Here is a 20,670-nt window from a genome sequence, read left to right on the forward strand (position 1 = left end):
GAGCGCGCCCTGCGCGCGAATCGCGGGCAGGGCCCGCTCCTACAAAGAGTCAGGTTTCACCGCCCCGGGCCCAAAAGGCCCCTGGCGTCCCTGACCCGGCGGTTTTTCCCGCCACCGTTCGAACGCGCCGCCGCAGCCCACCCGGCTACGGCGGTCACCGGCCGCGGCCGGAACCCTTGCGTACCTTTTGGAGGATAGAGTGATGGCCCAAGAGCCCACCCTGCAGAGTTTCATCGGCGGCCGCTGGATCGGCCAGCATGGCGCCCAGGCGCTGCGTAGCGCACTGAACGGCCAGCTCGTGGCGCGTACCCACGAAGAGGCCCTGGACTTCGCCGAAGCCGTGGCCCACGCCCGCCAGCAGGGCCTGGCCGAGCTCCTGGCCATGGACTTCCAGCAGCGCGCCCAGCGCCTGAAGGCCCTGGCCCTGTACCTGACCGAGCGCAAGGAACAGCTCTACGAGATTTCCCGGCACACCGGCGCCACCCGCGCCGACAGCTGGATCGACATCGAGGGCGGCGCCGGCACCCTGTTCGCCTACGCCGGCGTCGGCGGCCGCGAGCTGCCCTCGGGCAACGTGGTCCACGAAGGCCCGGCGATCCCCCTGGGCAAGACCGGCAAGTTCGCCGGCAGCCACATCCTGGTGCCGCGCGGCGGCATCGCCGTGCACATCAACGCCTTCAACTTCCCGATCTGGGGCATGCTGGAAAAGTTCGCGCCCAGCTTCCTGGCCGGCATGCCCTGCATCGTCAAGCCGGCCACCGCCACCAGCTACGTGACCGAAGCGGCCGTGCGCCTGATGCACGAATCCGGCCTGCTGCCGGCCGGCAGCCTGCAGCTGATCATCGGCGGCACCGGCGACCTGCTCGACCGCCTGCTGGGCCAGGACATCGTCACCTTCACCGGCTCCGCCGACACCGCCGCCAAGCTGCGGGTGAACCCCAACCTGATCCGCAACTCGGTGCCCTTCAACGCCGAGGCCGACTCGCTGAACTGCGCCATCCTGGCCCCGGACGTCACCCCGGACGACGAGGAATTCGACCTCTTCGTCAAGGAAGTGGCCCGCGAGATGACCGCCAAGGCCGGGCAGAAATGCACCGCCATCCGCCGCGCCATCGTCCCCGCCAGACACGTCGACGCCGTGGCCGAGCGCCTGCGCGAGCGCCTGGCCAAGGTCGTGGTCGGCGACCCGTCGGTGGAAGGCGTGAAGATGGGCGCCCTCGCCTCCCACGCCCAGCAGGCCGACGTGGCCGAGCGCGTGGAAGCGCTGCTGAAATCCAGCGAGCTGATCTTCGGCGCGAAGGACGGCTTCGCCCCACGCGGCGAAGGCGTGAGCGAAGGCGCGTTCTTCGCCCCCACCCTGCTGCGCAGCCGCGACCCGCACGCCGAAGGTGGCGCCCACGACATCGAGGCCTTCGGCCCGGTCAGCACCCTGATGGCCTACGACGACCTCGACGAAGCCATCGCCCTGGCCGCGCGCGGCAAGGGCAGCCTGGTGGCCAGCCTGATCACCCGCGATCCGCAGGTCGCGGCCAAGGTGGTCCCGGTGATGGGCGCGCTGCACGGCCGCCTGCACATCCTCGACCGCGAGTCGGCGGCCGAATCCACCGGCCACGGCTCGCCGCTGCCGGTGCTCAAGCACGGCGGCCCGGGCCGCGCCGGCGGCGGCGAAGAGCTAGGCGGCGTGCGCGCGGTCAAGCACTACCTGCAGCGCACCGCGATACAGGGCTCGCCGACCATGCTGATGGCGGTCACCGGCGAATACGTGCGCGGCGCCCAGGTCTACGAGACCGAAGTGCACCCGTTCCGCCGCTACTTCGACGAGCTGAAGATCGGCGAATCCCTGCTGACCCACCGGCGCACCGTCACCGAGGCCGACCTGGTGAACTTCGGTTGCCTGTCGGGCGACCACTTCTACATGCACTTCGACGAGCTGGCGGCGAAAGACTCGCAGTTCGGCAAGCGCATCGCCCACGGCTACTTCGTGCTCTCGGCGGCCGCCGGCCTGTTCGTCTCCCCCGGCGTCGGCCCGGTGCTGGCCAACTACGGCCTGGACACCCTGCGCTTCATCAACCCGGTGGGCATCGGCGACACCATCCAGGCCCGCCTGACCTGCAAGCGCAAGATCGACCAGGGCAAGAAGAGCCCCAAGGGCGAGCCGCAAGGCGTGGTCGCCTGGGACGTGGAAGTCACCAACCAGAACGGCGAGCTGGTGGCCAGCTACGACATTCTGACGTTGGTGCTCAAGCGCGGCTGATCTCTCCTACTCCGGTGTCACCCTCGACCGGCCCCAGGGCCGGTCTTTTTTTGCGTTCGTGCAGAGCCCCCTCACCCCAACCCTCTCCCGGAGGGAGAGGGAGCCGTCCGGAGTGAATGGGGAGTTCGGGGTCATCCCGATCGGATGTTTCATCGTAGGGCGGATAGAGTCCTACGGTTCCAGGAAGCACGGCTTTTCGTAGGATGGCGTTGAGCGAAGCGATACCCATCACCCCGGCAGCATGGGTATCGCAAGCTCAACCCATCCTACGAAAAGCACCTCGGCGCAAGACAGTTGCTCCCACCCCACCGGCAAACATGACGCCGCGTAGGATGGCGTTGAGCGGAGCGATACCCATCACCCCGGCAGCATGGGTTTCGCCAAGGCTCAACCCATCCTACGAAAAGCACCTCGGCGCAAGACAATTGCTCCTACCCCACCGGCAAACACGCCGCCGCGTAGGATGGCGTTGAGCGGAGCGATACCCATCACCACGGCAGCATGGGTTTCGCCAAGGCTCAACCCATCCTACGAAAAGCCAAACGCCAAAACTACGGCCGCCGCGGCGCCTGCCGTTCCGCCACCGCCCGCAGGGTCCTCAGGGTATCCAACGGCGCATCGACGACAAAGCTATCCGCCAACCAGGACGGTACACTCCCGCCAGGCTCCGCACGCATCTGGTAAGTCACCCGCGTCCGCCCATCCCCCAACGGCGTCAGGCTCCAGATACCGCTCAACTCCCGCACGCGAATCTGCCCCGGCACCACCGGCAGGTAGTCCGGCAACGCACGAATGTCGCGCAACAGGCCACCATCGGCAGTGCGCCGGGTAGTCACCAGCAACACCATGTCGCGCGGCTGCACCGGCCAGGGCAGCTGGGTGCTCATGTACAGCCACACGTCGTCGCCGCTGGTCTTCAACAGGCGCAGCTCGGCGCAGGCATACAGCCACTTGCAGGCCACCCGCAGGTTCTCCTGCAGGTCGGCCAGGGTGGCCACGTCGGCGCGCATGTCGGCCACGCCGCGGTAGCTCTGGTAGCGCGAGCCGGGCACCGCGGTCAGGTAGACGCGGATGCCGTCCTCGTCACGGGCCAGGCGCCAGTGTTCCCCGGGCGCCGCCTGCAACGACGCAGCGCTGGCGGCCAGCAGCAACCCCGCCAGCCAGGCCGTCACGCCCCACCCCCGCCTCCCAGGTGCTGCAGCGGGGCCAGCTCGGCGTCGGCGGCGATCCGCGCCTCCACTTCGCAGGTCTGTGCCGTGTTCGTTCATCGCCGTCCTCCCCTGGCCGGGCGTCGCAGCTTCCGCCAGTTTCAAGCGGGCCGCCGCCGAGCGGCTCATCATCGTGCCCACCGGCACCCCGAGGATGTCCGCAGGTTGTGCGATGGTCGTTTTCAATCGCGGACGGAGTCCGCTCCTACACCTCCAGGGAAGCACGGCTTTTCGTAGGATGGCGTTGAGCGAAGCGATACCCATCACCACGGCAGCATGGGTATCGCAAGCTCAACCCATCCTACGACGAGCACATCGGCGCAAGACAGTTGCTCCTACGACCGTACTTCATGGAACCGTAGGCAGATAAAGGTTCGCGAGCAAGCTCGCTCCTACAGGGGCGGGGCGATCAGACCAGCAGTTCCGGCTCGACCATGTCGCATTCGAAGCTGATCCGCCCACCGGCCTCATCGGCGCTGCCGCCGGTGATCGGGCCGTAGTAGTTGAGGCCGTTATCCAGGCTCACGCAGACGTGGGTCGGCTCCTCCGGCGCATCCAGCTGCCCCTGGAACACCAGCTCCATCACCCCCGGCTCCAGGGTACGCAGCTCGACGGCAATGGCCGGGTTGTCCACGGCCTCGGTTTCGCGCCCCCGGTGCTCGGCGCTGACGGTGACGGTGGCGGTGAAGTGCGGCATGAAGGGCTCCAGGGCTGGGGAAATGAATGCGGGCGCCAATCTGCCCGGCGCGGCGGCGCCTGGCAAGGGTCAGCCGACGTGAAAGCGAAAGCGCAGATGCGGCCAGGCCTCGGGATCGTCCACCGGCAGCGGCACGGTGCCGCACGGCACCACCCGCAGCCAGAACGCCAGGGCGTTGCGGTTGCCGGTCAGCACGTTGAGCTGCCAGTCGCCGGGCTGCCCTTCGAACAGCGTCCAGGCTGCGGCGCGGCCCACGCCCTGGCGGCGGAACGCCTGGCCGACATAGAACTCGGCCAGCTCGTGCAGCCCCGGCCGCTCCAGGGCGCGCACCAGGGCGAAGCCGGCCACCTGGCCGTCGACGCGGATCAGGTAGGGCCGGCGCCCGGGCTCCAGCCAGTACAGCGCCAGGTACGGGTACAGGTCCGACTCGACGCCGAGCTCGCGCAGGTAGCCCGGCAGCATGGCCGCCAGCAGCGGCTCCTCGTCCGGGCCGGCGACCTGCACTTCGACTTGCGGGTTCACGGTGGCCTCCCTTGGGCGGTGCTCCCTGCACCATAGCCCAAGGCAGGCCATCCGGCCCGTTCAGAGGTACTCGATGCGGTTGCGCCCGGCCTGCTTGGCTCGGTACAGCGCCAGGTCGCTGCGCGACAGCACCGCCTCGGCCGTGGCGTCGCCGGCGAGCATGTCGGCGACGCCGATGCTCAGCGTCAGCGGGATGCGCTCGCCGGCGTGCACCAGCGGGGTCTGCGCCAGGTGCTCCTGCAGGCGCCGGGCGAAGGCCACGGCGTTGTCGCGGCTGGCGTCGCTGAGCAGCACGGCGAACTCCTCGCCGCCCATGCGCCCGACGCTGTCGCTGCGCCGCACCAGGCCGGCGAGGACGTCGGCGAAGTGGCGCAGCGCCAGGTCGCCCACCGCGTGGCCCCAGCGGTCGTTGATCGCCTTGAAGTGGTCCAGGTCGCACATCAGCACCGCGGCGCTGCGCTCGCCGCCGCGCTGCACGCGGCCCAGCTCGGCCTGCAGCTGGTGCATGAAGCAGCGCCGGTTGGGCAGCTGGGTGAGGAAGTCGGTGGTGGCCAGCACCTGCAGCTCGGCCTCGATGCGCTTGCGCTCGGTGATGTCGGTGATGAAGCCGTGCCAGAGCACGCTGCCGTCGGCCTGGCGGCGCGGGTGGGCATGGCCCTGGCGCCAGCGCACGCCCTGCTCCGGCAGTTGCACGCGGTACTCCAGCTGCCAGGGCACCAGGGTCCGCGCCGAGGCCTCCAGCGCGGCCAGGTAGCGCGGCATGTCCTCGTCGTGGATGACCGCGCGGATGCGCTCGGTGGGGCCGTCGGCCAGTTCCTCCGGGGCCATGCCGTAGATTTCCCGGCTGCCGGCGCTGACGTAGGGAAAGCGCGCCGAGCCGTCGGGCAGGCGGCGGTACTGGAAGACCATGCCGGGAATCTCGTTGGTCAGGTCGGTGAGCAGTTCGAGGTTCTGCCGCAGCTTCTCGGCCAGCACGCGCTGGGCGGTGATGTCGGTGGTGGTGCCGAGCATGCGCAGCGCCCGTCCCTGCTCGTCGCGTTCGACCACCTTGCCGCGGCTGCACACCCACATGTAGCTGCCGTCCTTGCGGCGGATGCGGTGCTCCACCTCGTAGGCCGCGGTCTGCCCGGCGAAGTGCGCCTCCATGGTCGCCCTGACGTAGGCCAGGTCGTCCGGGTGCACGCGGGCGTAGCTTTCCTCGATGCGCTCGCCGATCTCGTCCTCGGCGTAGCCCAGCAGGGCCTTCCAGCCGGAGGAATAATGGATGACGCCGCTGGGCACGTGGCGGTCCCAGATGCCGGTGCCGCTGCCCTCCACCGCCAGCGCCAGGCGCCGCTCGGTGATGCGGGTGCGCTCGGCGCCGCGCTCCAGTTCCAGCAGCGCGGCGGCCAGGCCGGCGTATTCGGCCAGGGCCGCGGCCTGGGGAGCGTCCAGCTCGCGCGGGCGCTCGCCCAGCAGCCAGAGCTGCCCCAGCGGCAGACCGTCGGCCGAGCGCAGCGGGCACAGGTGCCGAAACGCCCAGCGCGCGGCCAGCGCCGCCGCGCCGTCGTCGGGGCCCCCGCCCGGGCGTTCCAGCCAGGCCCTGTCCTCGGCGCCCAGGCCAAGGCAGGCGCACAGCCGCCAGGCGCCGCCGTCATCGCGCATCAGCGCCGCCGCATCCAGGGCCAGGTGGCCCAACGCCAGGCGCAACAGCCCGGCATGGTGGCGCTCGCCCATACTCTCCATCGCGTATCCCGTACTCACGGACTGCATCTGCACACTGCTCGCTCAGGCACCCAGGGAACCGCCGGGAAAGTCGGCCGTCGTTTCGAGTCTATCCATAATGGCGTTCTGGCGTCATGACAGCCCATCAGCTGACAGGCACAGCTCATCGGCCGCTACCCGCACGGCAATCCCGAGAAAACATGCCAATTCGCCATCATGCAGAGGTAGGCTTTCGTAATCTAGGCTAGCCTCATGCCAGAATTTTCCTACACCAGAATTCTCCTACAAAAGTGTTCCGCTGGAGCAATGGAATGCCGGAAGATCCGCGTAACTTCGACTCGGTCATCCTGATCGTCGACGACCAGGTCAGCGACATACAGCTGCTGGGCGAGGCGGCCAGGGGGCTGGGCGTGACGCACTTCGCCTCGGACGGCCGCCAGGCCCTCGAACTGGCCCGGCGCATCCGCCCGGACGTGGTCCTGCTGGACATCGAGATGCCCGGCATGGACGGCTTCGAGGTGTGCCAGGCGCTGATGGCCGACGCCAAGCTCAACGACGCCGCGGTGATCTTCGTCACCGCCTACGACCAGGTGTCCCACGAGCTGCGCGCCCTGCAGATGGGCGGCGTGGACTTCATCACCAAGCCGATGAACCTGCCGGTGGCTCGCGCGCGCATCCGCACCCACGCGCGCCTGCGGCACATGGCGAAGATCCTCGCCAACCAGGACCCGCTGACCAACCTGCCCAACCGCGCCCTGCTCGCCGATCGCATGGCCCAGGCCATCGAAGGCGCGCGGCGCAACCAGCAGCGCGTCGGCCTGTTGCTGCTGGACCTGGACAACTTCAAGGCGGTCAACGACGCCGAGGGCCACTCCCTGGGCGACGCCATCCTGCAGGAGACCGCCCTGCGCCTCAGCCGCCAGTGCCGGGCGATGGACACCGTGTGCCGGCCGGGCGGCGACGAGTTCGCCGTGCTGCTGCCGGAGGTGCACAGCCTGGAGGCCATCGGCGACTTCGCCGCGCGGGTGCAGGCGGCCCTGGGCGAGCCCTACGTCATCCGCGGCACCAGCTACCACCTCACCGCCAGCATCGGCATCAGCCTCTACCCCGACGACAGCGACGGCGCCGAGGACCTCTACCGCCACGCCGACGCCGCCATGTACCAGGCCAAGGCCGCCGGGCGCAACGGCTACAGCTTCTTCTCGGCGGACATCGAGGCGCGCATGCGCGAGCGCCACCTGCTCGAACGGCACATGCGCCTGGCCCTGGAGCTGGGCGTGTTCGAGGTCTTCTACCAGGCCAAGGTGCACGCCGCCACGCGCGCCATCGTCGGCGTCGAGGCGCTGATCCGCTGGCGCGACGGCGAGGGCCGCCTGGTGCCGCCGGCAGAGTTCATCCCGCTGGCCGAGGAAACCGGGCTGATCGTGCCCATCGGCCAGCAGATCCTCCTGCGCGCCTGCCAGGACGCCCGCGCCTGGAACGATGCCGGGCACGCGCTGACGGTCAGCGTGAACATCTCGGCGGTGCAGTTCCGCAGCGAGAGCTTCGTCGACCAGGTGGCCGAGATCCTCGCCCAGACCGGCATGCAGCCGGGCAACCTGGAACTGGAGATCACCGAGGGCGTGCTGGCCAGCGACCGCTACGCCTCGCGCCAGACCCTGGCGGCGCTGCGCGAGCTGGGGGTGCGCATCGCCATCGACGACTTCGGCACCGGCTACTCCAGCCTGGCCTACCTCAAGCGCTTCCCGGTGGACGTGTTGAAGATCGACCAGAGCTTCGTCCGCGACATGCTCCAGGACCGCAGCGACGCGGCGATCATCGAGGCCATCATCAAGCTCGCCCAGGCCCTGGGCCTGGAGCTGGTGGCCGAAGGGGTGGAATGCCCGAACCAGGAGCGCGCGCTGGCGGCGCTGGGCTGCCCGGTGATGCAGGGTTACCTCTACTGCCGCCCGGTGCCGCGCGACGACATGAGCCGCCTGCTGGCCACCGGCCTGCAGCCATGACCACCCGTGCCACGGGCACGACCGCAACGGGAAGGATCGGGTGAAGACGACACCGGGCAACCTCAGGTTCAACCGCTGGTCCTGGGCCGTCCTGGCCCTGGGCGTGCTCTGCTCGGCCCTCGGCGCCGCCCTGGTGCAGCGCGGCAACCAGCAGCAGGCGCGCGCCGCCGTGGCCCAGGAGGCCAACCGCCTGGCCGACACCGTGCTGGCGCGCATCGAGCTGTACCAGTACGGCCTGCGCGGCGCCCGTGGCGCGGTGCTGACCGCCGGCGAGGCGCACATCAGCCGCGAGGTCTTCCACCGCTACGCCCAGACCCGCGACATCGCCCGGGAGTTTCCCGGCGCCCGCGGCTTCGGCTTCGTCCGCCGGGTGCCGGCCAGGGCGCTCGACGACTTCCTGCGCAGCGCCCGCGCCGAAGGCCGGCCGGACTTCGCCGTGCACGAGGTAAAGCCCAACCCCGGCGAGCGCTACGTCATCCAGTACATCGAACCGGAACAGCCCAACCTGGCCGCCATCGGCCTGGACGTGGCCTCCGAGCCGCGCCGCCAGCAGGCCGCCCAGGCGGCGCTGCGCACCGGGCTGCCGCGGCTCTCCGCGCCCATCACCCTGGTGCAGGCTTCCGGCGCATCCCAGCAGTCCTTCCTGATGCTGCTGCCCATCTACCGCGGCGGCGTCACCCCGGACAGCATCGAACAGCGCGAGGCCCAGGCCATCGGCCTGGGCTACGCGCCGCTGCTGATGCGCGAGGTGCTCGACGACCTGCGCCTGGACGACGCCGCCGTGCACTTCCAGCTCGCCGACGTGACCGACGGCGAGCCCGGCGACACCTTCTACAGCAGCGCCGACGACGCCAAGGCGCCGCGGCTGTACCCGCAGAGCCTGCAGCGCGACGTGTTCGGCCGCCGCTGGCAGATCGACTTCAGCGCCCACCCGGCGTTCGTCCAGCGCCTGCACCCGCTCTCCCCGCCCCTGGTGTTCGGCGCCGGCTGCCTGGGCAGCCTGCTGCTGGCCGCCCTGCTCGGGGCCACCGCGGTCAGCCGCCAGCGCCGCGCCCAGGTGCTGGAGCAGCAGGCGCGGCTGGCGGCGATAGTCGAATCCTCCGCCGACGCCATCGCCGGCAAGAACCTGCAGGGCGAGATCACCAGCTGGAACGCCGGCGCGCAGAAGCTGCTCGGCTATACCGCCGAGGAAGTCCTCGGGCGCCAGGCCAACGGCCTGCTGGTGCCCGCCGAGCGGGTGGCCGAAGAGGAACCGCTGCTGCGCCGCGTGGCCCAGGGCGAGCGCCTGCCGCCCTTCGACACCCAGCGCCGGCACAAGGACGGCCGGCTGATCGACGTGTCGCTGAGCGCCTCGCCCATCCGCGGCCCCCACGGCGAGGTGGTGGGCACCTCGACCACGGTGCGCGACATCTCCGCGCAGAAGGCCGCCGAGGCGCGCATCCACGAACTAAACAGCGGCCTGGAGCGCCAGGTGGCCGAGCGCACCGCCGAACTCGCCGCGGCCAACCGCCTGCTGAGCGGCGTGCTGCACTCGGCCTCGGAGGTGTCGATCATCGCCACCGACGCCAACGGCATCATCCGCATCTTCAACCGCGGCGCCGAGCGCCTGCTGGGTTACCGCGCCGAGGAACTGGTCGGCCAGGCCACGCCGCAAAGCCTGCATCCGGAGGACGAGGTGGCCAGCCGCGCCGCCCAGCTGGGCGAGGAATACGGCCGCCCGGTGCCGGGCTTCCGCGCCCTGGTGCAGAAGGCCGAGGACGAAGGCGCCGAGACCCGCGAATGGACCTACCTGCGCAAGGACGGCAGCCGCGTGCCGATGAGCCTGGTGGTCACCGCCATGCGCGACGAGGCCGGCCAGGTCAGCGGCTACCTCGGCATCGCCGTCGACATCACCGAGCGCAAGGCCGCCGAGGACCGCCTGCGCCTGGCCCACGACCAGCTCGCCCTGGCCGCCGAAGCAGCCGGCCTGGGCATCTGGTGGTGGCGCCCAGCAGACGACACCCTGCACTGGAACGAGCGCATGTTCGAGCTTTACCAGCAGCCGCCGGAACTCAACGGCAACGGCCTGAACATCGGCCACTGGCGCGAGCGCCTGCACCCGGACGACGCCCCGGCCACCCTCGCCAGCCTGAACGCCGCGGTGCAGGGCCAGGGCCACTACGAGCCGACCTTCCGCATCGTCCGCCCCGACGGCCAGGTGCGCTACATCCAGGCCGCCGCCCGCGTCGAGCGCGACGCCGACGGCACGCCGCTGCGCGTCACCGGCATCAACCTGGACATCACCCGCGAGCGCGAGATGCAGGCCTCGCTGCGCCAGGCCAAGGAGCAGGCCGACGCCGCCAACGCGGCCAAGTCCAGCTTCCTGGCCAACATGAGCCACGAGATCCGCACGCCGATGAACGCCGTGCTGGGCATGCTCTTCCTGGCCCGCCAGACCGAGCTGAACCCGCGCCAGCGCGACTACGTCGACAAGGCCCATTCCGCCGCCACCGCCCTGCTCGGCCTGCTCAACGACATCCTCGACTACTCCAAGATCGAGGCCGGCAAGCTGCTGCTGGAGGAACACCCCTTCGAGCTGGAGACGCTGATGCGCGACCTCGCCGTGGTGCTCTCCGGCAACCTCGGCAGCAAGGACGTCGAGATGCTCTTCGACATCGACCCCAACCTGCCCGGCAGCCTGCTGGGCGATGCCCTGCGCCTGCAGCAGATCCTCATCAACCTGGCCGGCAACGCCATCAAGTTCACCGACCACGGCCAGGTGGTGGTCAGCGTCAGGCAGCTGGGCCGCGAGGGCGACCGCCTGCGCCTGCGCATCGGCGTGCGCGACAGCGGCATCGGTATCGGCCCGGCGCAGTTGCAGAGCATCTTCGACAGCTTCACCCAGGCCGAGGCCTCCACCACCCGGCGCTTCGGCGGCACCGGCCTGGGCCTGTTCATCTGCAAGCGCCTGGTGGAACTGATGGGCGGCCGCCTGCAGGTGGAAAGCCAGCTGGGCTTCGGCAGCCGCTTCTGGTTCGACCTGGACCTGGCGGTGGTCGGCGAACGGCCGCTCAAGGCCGGCTGCGCCGTCATCGACCGGCCGCTGCGGCTGCTGGTGGTGGACGACAACCCCAGCGCCGCCGAACTGCTGCTGCGCACCTGCGAATCCCTGGGCTGGCAGGCCGACCAGGTCAGCGGCGGCATGCAGGCGGTGGCGCGCTACCGCGAGGCCACGGGTCAGGGCCTGAGCTATGACGTGGTGCTGATGGACTGGCGCATGCCCGACCTCGACGGCCTGCGCGCCGCGCGGCTGATCCAGCGCGAGGCCGGGGCGCACACGCCGCCGACCATCATCATGATCACCGCCTACGGCCGCGAGGTGCTGGCCGACGTGCGCGACGGCGACACCCCGCCCTTCATCGACTTCCTGACCAAGCCGGTCACCCCGCGGCAACTGGCCGACAGCGTGCAGCAGGCCCTGGGCGGCCAGGCCGCCGAGCCGGCCACGGCGCCCGCCGCCGACAGCAGGCGCCTGGCCGGGCGACGCCTGCTGGTGGTGGAGGACAACGCGCTGAACCGCCAGGTGGCCGCCGAACTATTGGCCAGCGAGGGCGCCGAAGTGCTGTTGGCCGAGGGCGGCCTGGAAGGCGTCGAGCAGGTCTGCCACAGCGGCGTGCCCCTGGACGCCGTGCTGATGGACGTGCAGATGCCCGACATCGACGGCCTGGAGGCCACCCGGCGGATCCGCGCCGACGGCCGCTTCGCCGCCCTGCCGATCCTCGCCATGACCGCCAACGCCGCCCAGGCCGACCGCGAGGCCTGCCTGCTGGCGGGGATGAACGACCACATCGCCAAGCCGATCGACAAGGAACACATGGTCAACCGCCTGCTGGCCCACCTGGAGGCGCCGCAGCGCACGCGGGAAGCGCCGCCGCAGTTGCCGGAGGAAGACGCCATCGTCGAGGGCCGCGACAGCGTGCTGGGCCGCTTCGGCGGCGACGAGAAGCTGATCCACCGCGTGCTGCGCAGCTTCGAGCCGGAGATGGACAAGCTGCTGGGGCGCCTCGACAGTCTGCGCGGCAGCGGCGACGTGAGCGCCAGCGCCGGCCTGCTGCACACCCTCAAGGGCAGCGCCGGCACCATGGGCGCCAGCGCCCTCGCCGCGCGCTGCGCGGCCCTGGAGAGCGACCTGCTGCGCACCCCGGCCGAGGCGCAGGCCGCTGCCCTGGCCGCGCTGCCGGTGGACGAGCTGCGGCAATTGCTGGCGGTGACACTGGCCGAGCTGCAGGCGCTGTTCGCCGAGCCGCCCGGCCTGGCCCCGGGGACCGCCGCGCAGCTCAGCCGCCCGCAGGTGCGCGAGCGGGTGGGGGAAATCCTCGGCCTGCTGGAGTCGGGCAACCTCGACGCCCTCGAACGCCTGGAGGCGCTGGCCCGCCACCAGCACGCCTGGCCGCGGCAGTTCCTGCGCTTCAACGACCTGGTCCAGGCCCTGGACTTCAAGGGCGCGCTGCAACTGGGCCGGGAGATGCTCGATGAGCTGTGAGCCGCGCGGCGGGCATGGCCGGCGTCCGTTCAAGCCGGCGGACATCCTGCCGACACAATCCAGCAGTAGCGTGCCTGGCGTGGGCCTGCGCGCGGCATCCCGATGAGGCGGGCGTCATGAGCTTACCCGAGCACCCCCTGGCCAGCAGCGAGCGGCACATCCCCGCGCACCTGCAGCCGGCCCTGCGCGCCTACGTGCTGCAGCACTACCGCGGCTTCCTGCTGGCGATCAACTTCATTGCCATGGCGGCCTACGACGCCTATGTCCTCGCCGACGCCGCGCTGATCCCGGACATGGCCCTGCAGTCGCTGCTGCTGCGTGGTGCGCTCAGCCTGGTCGGCCTGCTGAACATCTACCTGGTGTTCCGCCACAGCCGCAGCGTGCTGCTGATGGACCTGCTGATGCCGCTGCACGACATCGTCTCGGCCATCGCCTGGTTCGAGCTGCTCAAGCGCAGCGCCTCGCCGGAGGTGCCCACCTTTCTCTACGCCTCGGTGGTGTTCATCGTCCTGGGCAACCTCGGCGTGCGCTATTCCTTCGCCGGCATCCTGGCCTGCTCCCTGGCGATCTCGGCGGTGATCCTCGGCAACGTGGCGCTGATCCACGCCGGCGAGCCCAAGGCGCTGCTGGTGTTCACCCTGGTCTACCTGCCGGTGCTGGCCTTCAGCCTGTTCATCAGCTGGACCAACATCAACGGCGTGCGCCGGGCCTTCCTCGCCGACCTGGAGGGCCAGCGCCAGCGCGCCGAACTGGCCGAGCTGAACCAGCGCCTGCAGGCCCTGGCCGCCACCGACGCGCTGACCGGCGTGGGCAACCGCCGCGCCTTCGACCTGCACCTGGAGCAGAACTGGCGGCAGATGCGCAGCCACGGCCGGCCCTTCGCCCTGCTGCTGGCCGACATCGACTACTTCAAGCCGTTCAACGACCACTACGGCCACCCCGCCGGCGACCGCTGCCTGTGCGAGGTGGCGAACTGCATGGCCGACACCCTGCGCAGCGGCCAGGCCCGGGTGTTCCGCTACGGCGGCGAGGAATTCGTCATCCTCCTGCAGGTGGCCAGTCCGCTGGAGCTGCGCCAGGTCGCCGAGCGCCTGCGCGAGCGCGTGGCGGAACTGGACATCGAGCACCTGAAGCGCCCCGACCGCCTCTGCCACCTGACCATCAGCCTGGGCGGCGGGCTGTCCGACGGCGCCGCCGAAGCGGGCGAGCTGCTCGACCGCTGCGACCGCCTGCTCTACCAGGCCAAGCAACAGGGCCGCGACCGCGTGTGCCTGGCCGGCGACTAGCCGCCGCTGCCAGTTCCAGGGCCGGGAAAGGCCCGCCGGGATAGTTCGCTAAACGTTATTCCAGGCGAACTTTCCAGGGCCCGCTGCAATTGAAAGAACGCCGTCATCCGCGGAACTTCCGACCACGCCCCCCCCTGTCGGCCATCGTCCTGAAAAGCCCGTGGCAAAGCGCCCGGAGCCTGGTCGCAAGAGGCCGATAGAGCACACTTATCGGCTGGTAACCAAAAGCGATTTGACGCTCCCGGGGCGTCTCTCTAGCCTCGGCGCAAGGCTGTGAAGACAGTTACTCCGAATACGCCGCAAGCCCTCGACCGGCCATGCCCGGGCGCGAAGGCGAACGCCACCGCCGCGCGGCCGGCGACGCTGCATGAACCCGGCGGCCGACCGCCCCCTGTCCACGGAAGCACCATGATCGTTCACCCCCAGCCCAACGTGTTCAGCGTGCTGTTCACGCTCAAGGGCTCCATCGCCAAACGCATCGCCTGGCGCAGCCTGCTGGTCACCCTGCTGGCCTCGCTGATCGTGCTGGTCGAAAGCCGCCATCCGGCACTCTTCGCGCGGGTCAGCGCCACGCCCTTCACCCTGCTGGGGCTGTCGCTGTCGATCTTCATGAGCTTCCGCAACAACGCCTGCTACGATCGCTGGTGGGAGGGCCGCAAGGCCTGGGGCCAGGTGGTCGTCGAGATGCGCTCGTTCATCCGCGAAAGCGTCGCCATCACCGACGCCGCCCTGCGCGAACGCCTGCTGCGGGCGCTCTGCGGCTATGCCCACGCGCTCAACGCGCGGCTGCGCAACGAGGACGAACTGCAGGCGGCGCGGCCCTGGCTGGCGGCCGATGCGCCGGTGGCGCTGCACAACGTCAGCGACGGCATCCTCCAGCAGATCGGCGCGGCCTGCTCGGCGCAGGCCCGGCGCAACGCCCTGGGCGAGTGGCGCTACGTCACCCTGGAGCAGCGCCTGGTCGGGCTCAGCGAGGCGCAGGCGGTGTGCGAGCGGATCAAGAGCACGCCGCTGCCCTTCCCCTACACCCTGCTGCTGCACCGCACCATCTACATCTTCTGCATCCTGCTGCCCTTCGCCATGGCCGAGCCGCTGGGCTGGATGGCGCCGCTGTTCACCACCATCGTCAGCTACACCTTCTTCGGCCTGGACGCCATCGGCAACGAGCTGGAAGACCCCTTCGGCCGCGACGAGAACGACCTGCCCCTGGACGCCGTGGTCCGCGTCATCGAGCGCGACATCCTCGGCGCCCTCGGCGAGCGCGCGCTGCCGCGGCCGCTGGAGCCGGTGGACTGCATCCTCAGCTGAAGACGGCGGCGCCCGGCGCAGAGTGCGCCGGGCGACGAGGGCTCACTGCCGCGATTCGCAGCGCTGGCCGGGCTTGAGGTGGGCGACGAAGTTGCAGGGGCGGTGGCGGGCGTCGAGCTGTTCGGCGAGGATGCCTTCCCAGGCGGTGCGGCAAGCATTGGTGGAGCCCGGCAGGCAGCACACCAGGGTGCCGTTGGCCAGGCCGGCCAGGGCGCGGGTCTGCACGGTGGAGGTGCCGATGTCGAGGATCGACAGGGCGCGGAACAGCTCGCCGAAGCCCTCGACCTGCTTGTCCAGCAGGCAGGCGACCGCCTCGGGGGTGCTGTCGCGGGCGGTGAAGCCGGTGCCGCCGGTCACCAGCACCACCTGGACGTCGTCGTCGGCGATCCAGGCGGCGACCTGGGCGCGGATCTTGTAGAGGTCGTCCTTGAGCAGCACGCGGGCCGCCAGGCGGTGGCCGATCTCCACGCTGCGGCTGGCCAGCAGTTCGCCGGACGTGTCGTTGTCGAAGGTCCGGGTATCGCTGACGGTCAGCACGGCAATATTCAGCGGAACGAATTCCGCATTGGGTTTGACGCTCACGCCCTTGTCTCCGCGAAATTGAACTCGCAGCCACGCTAGAGACAAACCCCTACCCCGTCCAATCGATATGGCAGACCGGGTGATCGACGCCCTCTATCGGCGCCGGCGACCTTTCGCGGCGCGATAAGGCCGGCCTATCGGGCGGTCGGCAGCAACGATTGGACGCCGCCCGCCGCGCCCGGTAACGTGCCGCTCATCCGCGTTCCCACGACAAGACCGACGGCGCCGCGCCGCACGTTCGGCTACATACCGATAAATGACGCCGGCCAGGCCTTGGCCCCACTACCCGACAGGCAGCTCCCATGGACATCAAGCAGCTCAAGTTCCTCATCGCCCTGGACCAGACCCGCCACTTCGGGCAGGCTGCCGCGCTCTGCCACATCACCCAGCCCACGCTGTCCATGCGCCTGCGCAATCTCGAAGACGAGCTGGACCTGGTGCTGGTGACCCGCGGCCAGCGCTTCGAGGGCTTCACCGAGGCCGGCGAGCGCATCCTGGCCTGGGCCCGCACCCTGCTGGCCGCCTACGACGGCCTGCAGGCCGAGGCCGCCAGCTGCCGCGGGCAACTGGTGGGCAGCCTGCGCCTGGGCCTGGTGCCGCTGTCCAGCTTCAACCCGATGCAGGTGCTCAAGCCGCTATCCCAGCGCTACCCGGAGCTGCAGTTCCAGCTGTCGTCGCTGAGCTCGGAGCAGATCATCGACGGCCTCAGCCGCAACCAGCTGGACCTGGGCATCTGCTACCTCGACCAGGTCAACACCACCTACTTCGAAGTGCTGGAACTGGCCACCACCACCATGGGCCTGCTGCACGACGTGCGGCACTTCCAGTTCGAGGACGGCGAGCTCAAGTGGGACAAGCTCAACGACCTGCCCCTGGGGCTGCTGAGCAAGGGCATGCACTACCGCCAGTCCGTCGACCTGAGCTTCCGCAGCCGCGGCCTGGACCCGCTGCCAGTGCTGGAAAGCGACTCCACCTTCCAGCTGATCCAGGCCATCGGCGAAGGCATGTGCTGCGCCATCATGCCGCTGAACTGCGGCCTGGAAACCCTCAGCGAGCACCTGCGCATCCCCCCCATCGCCGGCGCCAGCATCCACAGCCCCATCGGCCTGCTGCAGCGTCGCACCGAGCCGCGCTCGGCCCTGGCGGAGAAATGCTTCGCCGAGGCGCGCACCATCCTCGCCGGCGAAAGCCCGGCCGAATGAGCCACTGAAACCCAGCCACGGAGCCCACATGAGCCCTACCCCGAACCCCGCGCCGCAGCAGCCGGGCCAGCCCCTGCGCAAGCAACTGCTGTGGCTGCTCGCCCTCTGGCTGGGCGGCGTCGGCAGCGTGCTGCTGGCCGCCGAGGCGATCCGCCTGGCCATGGCCGCCGCCGGCCTCAAGACCCACTGACGCGCCGCTAGCCGCGGCGCTTCGCCAGGTTCGCCGCCACGGCCGCGCGGATCAGCGCGCGAAACGCCGCCTCGTCCAGTACCTCGCCCTCATGGATATCGATGGCCCGCCGGGTCGTACCTTCGAGGCTGGCATTGAACAACCCCGCCGGGTCCTCCAGCGCCGCGCCCCTGGCGAAAGTCAGCTTCACCACCTGCTTGTAGGTCTCGCCGGTGCAGAGAATGCCGCCCCTCGACCACACCGGCACGCCCCGCCACTTCCACTCCTCGACCACCTCCGGTTCGGCCTCGCGCACCAGCGCCCGCACCCGCGCCAGCACCTCGCCGCGCCAGTCGCCCAGCTCGGCGATCCGCGCGCTGATCAGGGCGCCGGCGTCGTCCGCCGCCACAGGCTTGTCTTCGCTCATCGCACTCTCCCTCTCGCGCGCCGGCGGCCGCCGGCATGACCGCTTGAGTATCGACCAGGGACGGGCCCGCGACAGGCGAAATCGTCACGTCGGCGGCGGTGCTCCCACCTCGAAGATGGCCCCCTCGATGCCGAGTACCTCGCCGGTGTCGGCATAGATGCCCACTCCCTTCTCCCAGACGTTCTTGATCCGCCCGTCGGCGCAGCGGATGCGGTAGGTCAGCTCGTAGGGCTCGCGGCGCAGCAGGGCCTGCTGCACGCCGGCCCAGACGTATTCGGCGTATTCCTCGAGGATCAGCGTGCTGTAGCTGTGTTCGTAAGTGTCGGTGAGGTACTGCGCCGGGTAGCCGGTGAGCTGCAGGCAGCCGGCGCTGACGAACTCCATGGTCCACTGGCGGTTGTTGCGCCCGCGGTAGATCAGCCCGGGCAGGCCGTCGAGCAGGCTGGCGGCGCCGCGCCGGCTGGCCTCCAGACGGGCGTCCTGGCGGCGCTGGCTGGTGGCGTCGCTGAGCGACAGGTAGAGCGTCTCGGCGTCGCCGTCCAGCTGCACGTCGAACCAGCGCAGGCGCCCGTGGGCATCGATGAAGCGCAGGCACTGCCGCGCGCCGTCGCCCTGGCGGGCCTGGCGCAGCACCGCGCGCCAGCCGGGCAGGTCCTCCTGGTGCAGGCAGGCGGCCAGTTCCTCGCCCAGGCCGCTGTCGCCCATCAACAGGCGCCAGGCGCGGTTGGCCCGGCGGATGCGGCCGCGGCCGTCCAGGCGCAGCAGCGCCACCGGGTAGCGGTCGCCGTCGTCGCGGCCATCGGCGAAGGGAGTTGCCATGTGCCGTCCTCCTCAGTGCGGGCCGCCGCCGCGGTGGACCCAGGCGGCCAGTTCCAGGCGCGAGCCCAGGTGGAACTTGCGCAGCAGGTTCTTCACGTAGATTTTCACGGTGCCGTCGCTGATGCCCAGCTCGCGGGCGATGCGCTTGTTGCTCAGGCCCTGGGCGATCAGCGCCAGGGTCTGGCCCTCGCGGGCGGTGAGTTCGTCCGGCGGCGCGGCGGGACCGGGCTCGGCGAGCAGCGCCACCAGGCTGCCGTCCAGCTGCACCGAGCCGCGGCCGCAGCCGCGCACGTAGTCCAGCAGCGCCTCCGGCTCGGTGTCCTTGAGCAGGTAGCCCTCGGCGCCCAGGCGCAGGGCGGCGGCCAGCTCGGCGCGGTCGGCCGAGGCGGTGAGCACTATCACCTGGCTGTCCAGCTCCAGCTGGCGCAGCTCGTCGAGCACCTGCAGGCCGCCCAGGCCGGGCATGTGCAGGTCCAGCAGGATCAGCTCCGGGCTCAGCTGGCAGGCCAGGCTGATGCCCTCGCGGCCGCTGGAGGCCTGGCCGACCACGGTGAACTCGCCGCTTTCGCTGAGCAGCTCGGCCAGGCCGCGGCGGAACAGCGGGTGGTCATCGATCAGCAGCAAGGTGGCGCTGTGCATCGACTTTCTCCTCCGGGTTGAGGGCCACGCCGGGCAGCCGCAACGCGACCCGCGTGCCCCGTGGCGGGATGGTCTTCACGCTCAGGCCGGCGCCGATGGCCAGGGCCCGCTCGCGCATGATCGACAGGCCGAAGTGGCCGGTCTCGCCGCAGGCCTGCAGGCCGACGCCGTCGTCCTCGACCGTCACCCGCAGCTCGCCCCGGGCCAGGCGCAGGTCGATGCGCGCGGTGCGCGCGTGGGAGTGGCGGACGATGTTGGCCAGCGCTTCGCGGACGATCTGCAGCACCTGCAGGGCCTGCTCGTCGTCGAGCAGGCCGCCGGGCAGGCGGTTGTCCAGTTCGAAGACGATGGTGCTGCGCCGGCCGAACTCCTCCACCGAATCCAGCAGCGACTGGCGCAGGCTGCGCCCGCCCAGGCTCAGCCGGGCATTGCCGATCAGCTCGCGGACCTGGCGCTGCACCGCTTGCAGGCCGTGGCGCAGTTCCTCCAGCAACGGCGCGGCCTGCTGCGGGCGCTGCAGCTGGCCCTGCAGGCGGTTCGCCTGGAAGGCCAGGAAGCCCAGCTGCTGGGCCACCGAGTCGTGCAGCTCGCGGGCCAGCAGGGTGTCCTGGCCGTGGCGCTCCAGGCGCAGCCGCGCGCGCTGGCGGGCGATGCCGTGGGCGCTGGCGGCCAGCAACGGCAGCCAGGCCAGCAGCGCCCGGTGCTGGCGGCCAGTGGCGTCCTGCAGCGCCAGCGCGGCATGGCCGCCCGATTCCAGCGGCCACAGCTGGCGCGGCTCGCCACGCGCCCGGCAGGGCCGGCAGGGGCCGGCGCGCAAGGCCGGCAGGTCGCGCAATGGGCAGTCGGGCTCGGCGCAGAAGGCCGCCGGGCGGCGCAGCGGCTCCGCCAGACCGGGCTCGTCCAGCAGCAGGCAGGGCGCGGCGGCGGGATGGGCCGCCGCCAGGTCGGCGAGCAGGCGCGCCAGCGGCGCCCAGCTGCCCGGCTCCTCCAGCAGCCCGCGCAGCAGCTCGGCCTCGGCGCGCCGTGGCGCGGACGCGACGGCGCCTGCGAGCCATCGTTGCCGCCAGCAATCCAGCCACCCCGCACGCCGTGCGCCCATGCCCAGCCCTCGTTCGCAATTGCGCTAGCGGCAGCAACTTTCATGCCCTCGGCGGGGCCTCCCCGCGGCCCTTACCCCTTTGGAGATATCACCTCCTGCGGATTGAGCGGTTATTCGCAACAGGAAAATATTTTCCCCAACGCGAAACACGAAAGTTCGCCGCCGCCAGCGCCCGGATGCGCACCAACACAAGGCCCCGCGCCTCAGGATCGGGCACGGCGGCGACCCA

General features: G+C 70.6%; 16 protein-coding genes. 7 read left to right on the forward strand and 9 right to left on the reverse strand.

The features are described 5' to 3' along the window. Positions 1–202: 202 nt before the first annotated feature. Entirely contained in the window at positions 203–2,254 is a 2,052-nt protein-coding gene (gene paaZ / locus FG99_RS18370; protein ID WP_043271756.1) for a phenylacetic acid degradation bifunctional protein PaaZ, read from the forward strand. A gap of 551 nt (positions 2,255–2,805) precedes the next feature. On the opposite strand, the gene FG99_RS18375 is transcribed toward paaZ, so the two are convergent. The 4 genes from FG99_RS18375 to FG99_RS18390 all read right to left on the reverse strand — a co-directional run bounded on the left by FG99_RS18375 (position 2,806) and on the right by FG99_RS18390 (position 6,433). Further along, a complete protein-coding gene (locus FG99_RS18375) occupies positions 2,806–3,426 on the reverse strand; it encodes an START domain-containing protein (RefSeq protein ID WP_081884687.1) in 621 nt (206 codons plus the stop codon). Positions 3,427–3,871: 445 nt separating this feature from the next. Beyond that, positions 3,872–4,159, reverse strand: coding sequence for a hypothetical protein (locus tag FG99_RS18380; RefSeq protein WP_009622496.1), 288 nt, complete (start codon positions 4,157–4,159; stop codon positions 3,872–3,874). A 69-nt stretch (positions 4,160–4,228) separates the two neighbouring features. Continuing rightward, positions 4,229–4,681 (reverse strand): GNAT family N-acetyltransferase, encoded by a 453-nt coding sequence (locus tag FG99_RS31450; RefSeq protein ID WP_009622497.1) that lies wholly within the window; start codon positions 4,679–4,681, stop codon positions 4,229–4,231. 60 nt (positions 4,682–4,741) lie between these two features. Further along, positions 4,742–6,433, reverse strand: a complete 1,692-nt coding sequence (locus FG99_RS18390) for a sensor domain-containing diguanylate cyclase (protein WP_043271757.1) — start codon at positions 6,431–6,433, stop codon at positions 4,742–4,744. 263 nt (positions 6,434–6,696) lie between these two features. Here FG99_RS18390 and FG99_RS18395 point away from each other — a divergent pair, with 263 nt between their 5' ends. The 4 genes from FG99_RS18395 to FG99_RS18410 all read left to right on the forward strand — a co-directional run bounded on the left by FG99_RS18395 (position 6,697) and on the right by FG99_RS18410 (position 15,504). Next, entirely contained in the window at positions 6,697–8,388 is a 1,692-nt protein-coding gene (locus tag FG99_RS18395; RefSeq protein WP_043271758.1) for a putative bifunctional diguanylate cyclase/phosphodiesterase, read from the forward strand. Positions 8,389–8,428: 40 nt separating this feature from the next. Continuing rightward, a complete protein-coding gene (locus FG99_RS18400; protein ID WP_043271759.1) occupies positions 8,429–12,910 on the forward strand; it encodes a PAS domain S-box protein in 4,482 nt (1,493 codons plus the stop codon). Positions 12,911–13,026: 116 nt separating this feature from the next. Next, positions 13,027–14,196 (forward strand): GGDEF domain-containing protein, encoded by a 1,170-nt coding sequence (locus FG99_RS18405; protein WP_043271760.1) that lies wholly within the window; start codon positions 13,027–13,029, stop codon positions 14,194–14,196. Positions 14,197–14,604: 408 nt separating this feature from the next. After that, positions 14,605–15,504, forward strand: a complete 900-nt coding sequence (locus tag FG99_RS18410; protein WP_043271761.1) for a bestrophin family protein — start codon at positions 14,605–14,607, stop codon at positions 15,502–15,504. Between the two features lie 42 nt (positions 15,505–15,546). Here the strand turns inward: FG99_RS18410 and moaB are convergent, their stop codons facing one another. Next, positions 15,547–16,086 carry a molybdenum cofactor biosynthesis protein B gene (moaB, locus tag FG99_RS18415; RefSeq protein ID WP_009622510.1) on the reverse strand — a complete coding sequence of 180 codons (540 nt, stop codon included), beginning with the start codon at positions 16,084–16,086 and terminating at the stop codon, positions 15,547–15,549. A 302-nt stretch (positions 16,087–16,388) separates the two neighbouring features. Between moaB and FG99_RS18420 the strand changes: the two genes are divergently transcribed. Next, positions 16,389–17,288: a LysR family transcriptional regulator gene (locus tag FG99_RS18420; RefSeq protein ID WP_043271762.1), complete on the forward strand. Its 900-nt coding sequence runs from the start codon at positions 16,389–16,391 to the stop codon at positions 17,286–17,288. A gap of 28 nt (positions 17,289–17,316) precedes the next feature. Next, positions 17,317–17,478: a DUF2474 family protein gene (locus tag FG99_RS31455; protein ID WP_081884670.1), complete on the forward strand. Its 162-nt coding sequence runs from the start codon at positions 17,317–17,319 to the stop codon at positions 17,476–17,478. Between the two features lie 7 nt (positions 17,479–17,485). Here the strand turns inward: FG99_RS31455 and FG99_RS18425 are convergent, their stop codons facing one another. From FG99_RS18425 to FG99_RS30830, 4 genes are all read right to left on the reverse strand, one after another. Beyond that, positions 17,486–17,884 (reverse strand): DUF1801 domain-containing protein, encoded by a 399-nt coding sequence (locus tag FG99_RS18425; RefSeq protein WP_043271763.1) that lies wholly within the window; start codon positions 17,882–17,884, stop codon positions 17,486–17,488. 84 nt (positions 17,885–17,968) lie between these two features. Further along, positions 17,969–18,703 (reverse strand): PAS domain-containing protein, encoded by a 735-nt coding sequence (locus FG99_RS18430; RefSeq protein WP_043271764.1) that lies wholly within the window; start codon positions 18,701–18,703, stop codon positions 17,969–17,971. 12 nt (positions 18,704–18,715) lie between these two features. After that, on the reverse strand, positions 18,716–19,342 hold the full coding sequence (locus FG99_RS18435; RefSeq protein WP_009622532.1) for a response regulator: 627 nt from the start codon (positions 19,340–19,342) through the stop codon (positions 18,716–18,718). Next, positions 19,311–20,441 carry a sensor histidine kinase gene (locus FG99_RS30830; protein WP_051879047.1) on the reverse strand — a complete coding sequence of 377 codons (1,131 nt, stop codon included), beginning with the start codon at positions 20,439–20,441 and terminating at the stop codon, positions 19,311–19,313. The genes FG99_RS18435 and FG99_RS30830 overlap by 32 nt, the downstream gene beginning before the upstream one ends. Between the last annotated feature and the right edge of the window lie 229 nt (positions 20,442–20,670).

The sequence above is a fragment of the Pseudomonas sp. AAC genome, assembly GCF_000725445.1.
GTDB lineage: Bacteria > Pseudomonadota > Gammaproteobacteria > Pseudomonadales > Pseudomonadaceae > Pseudomonas > Pseudomonas citronellolis.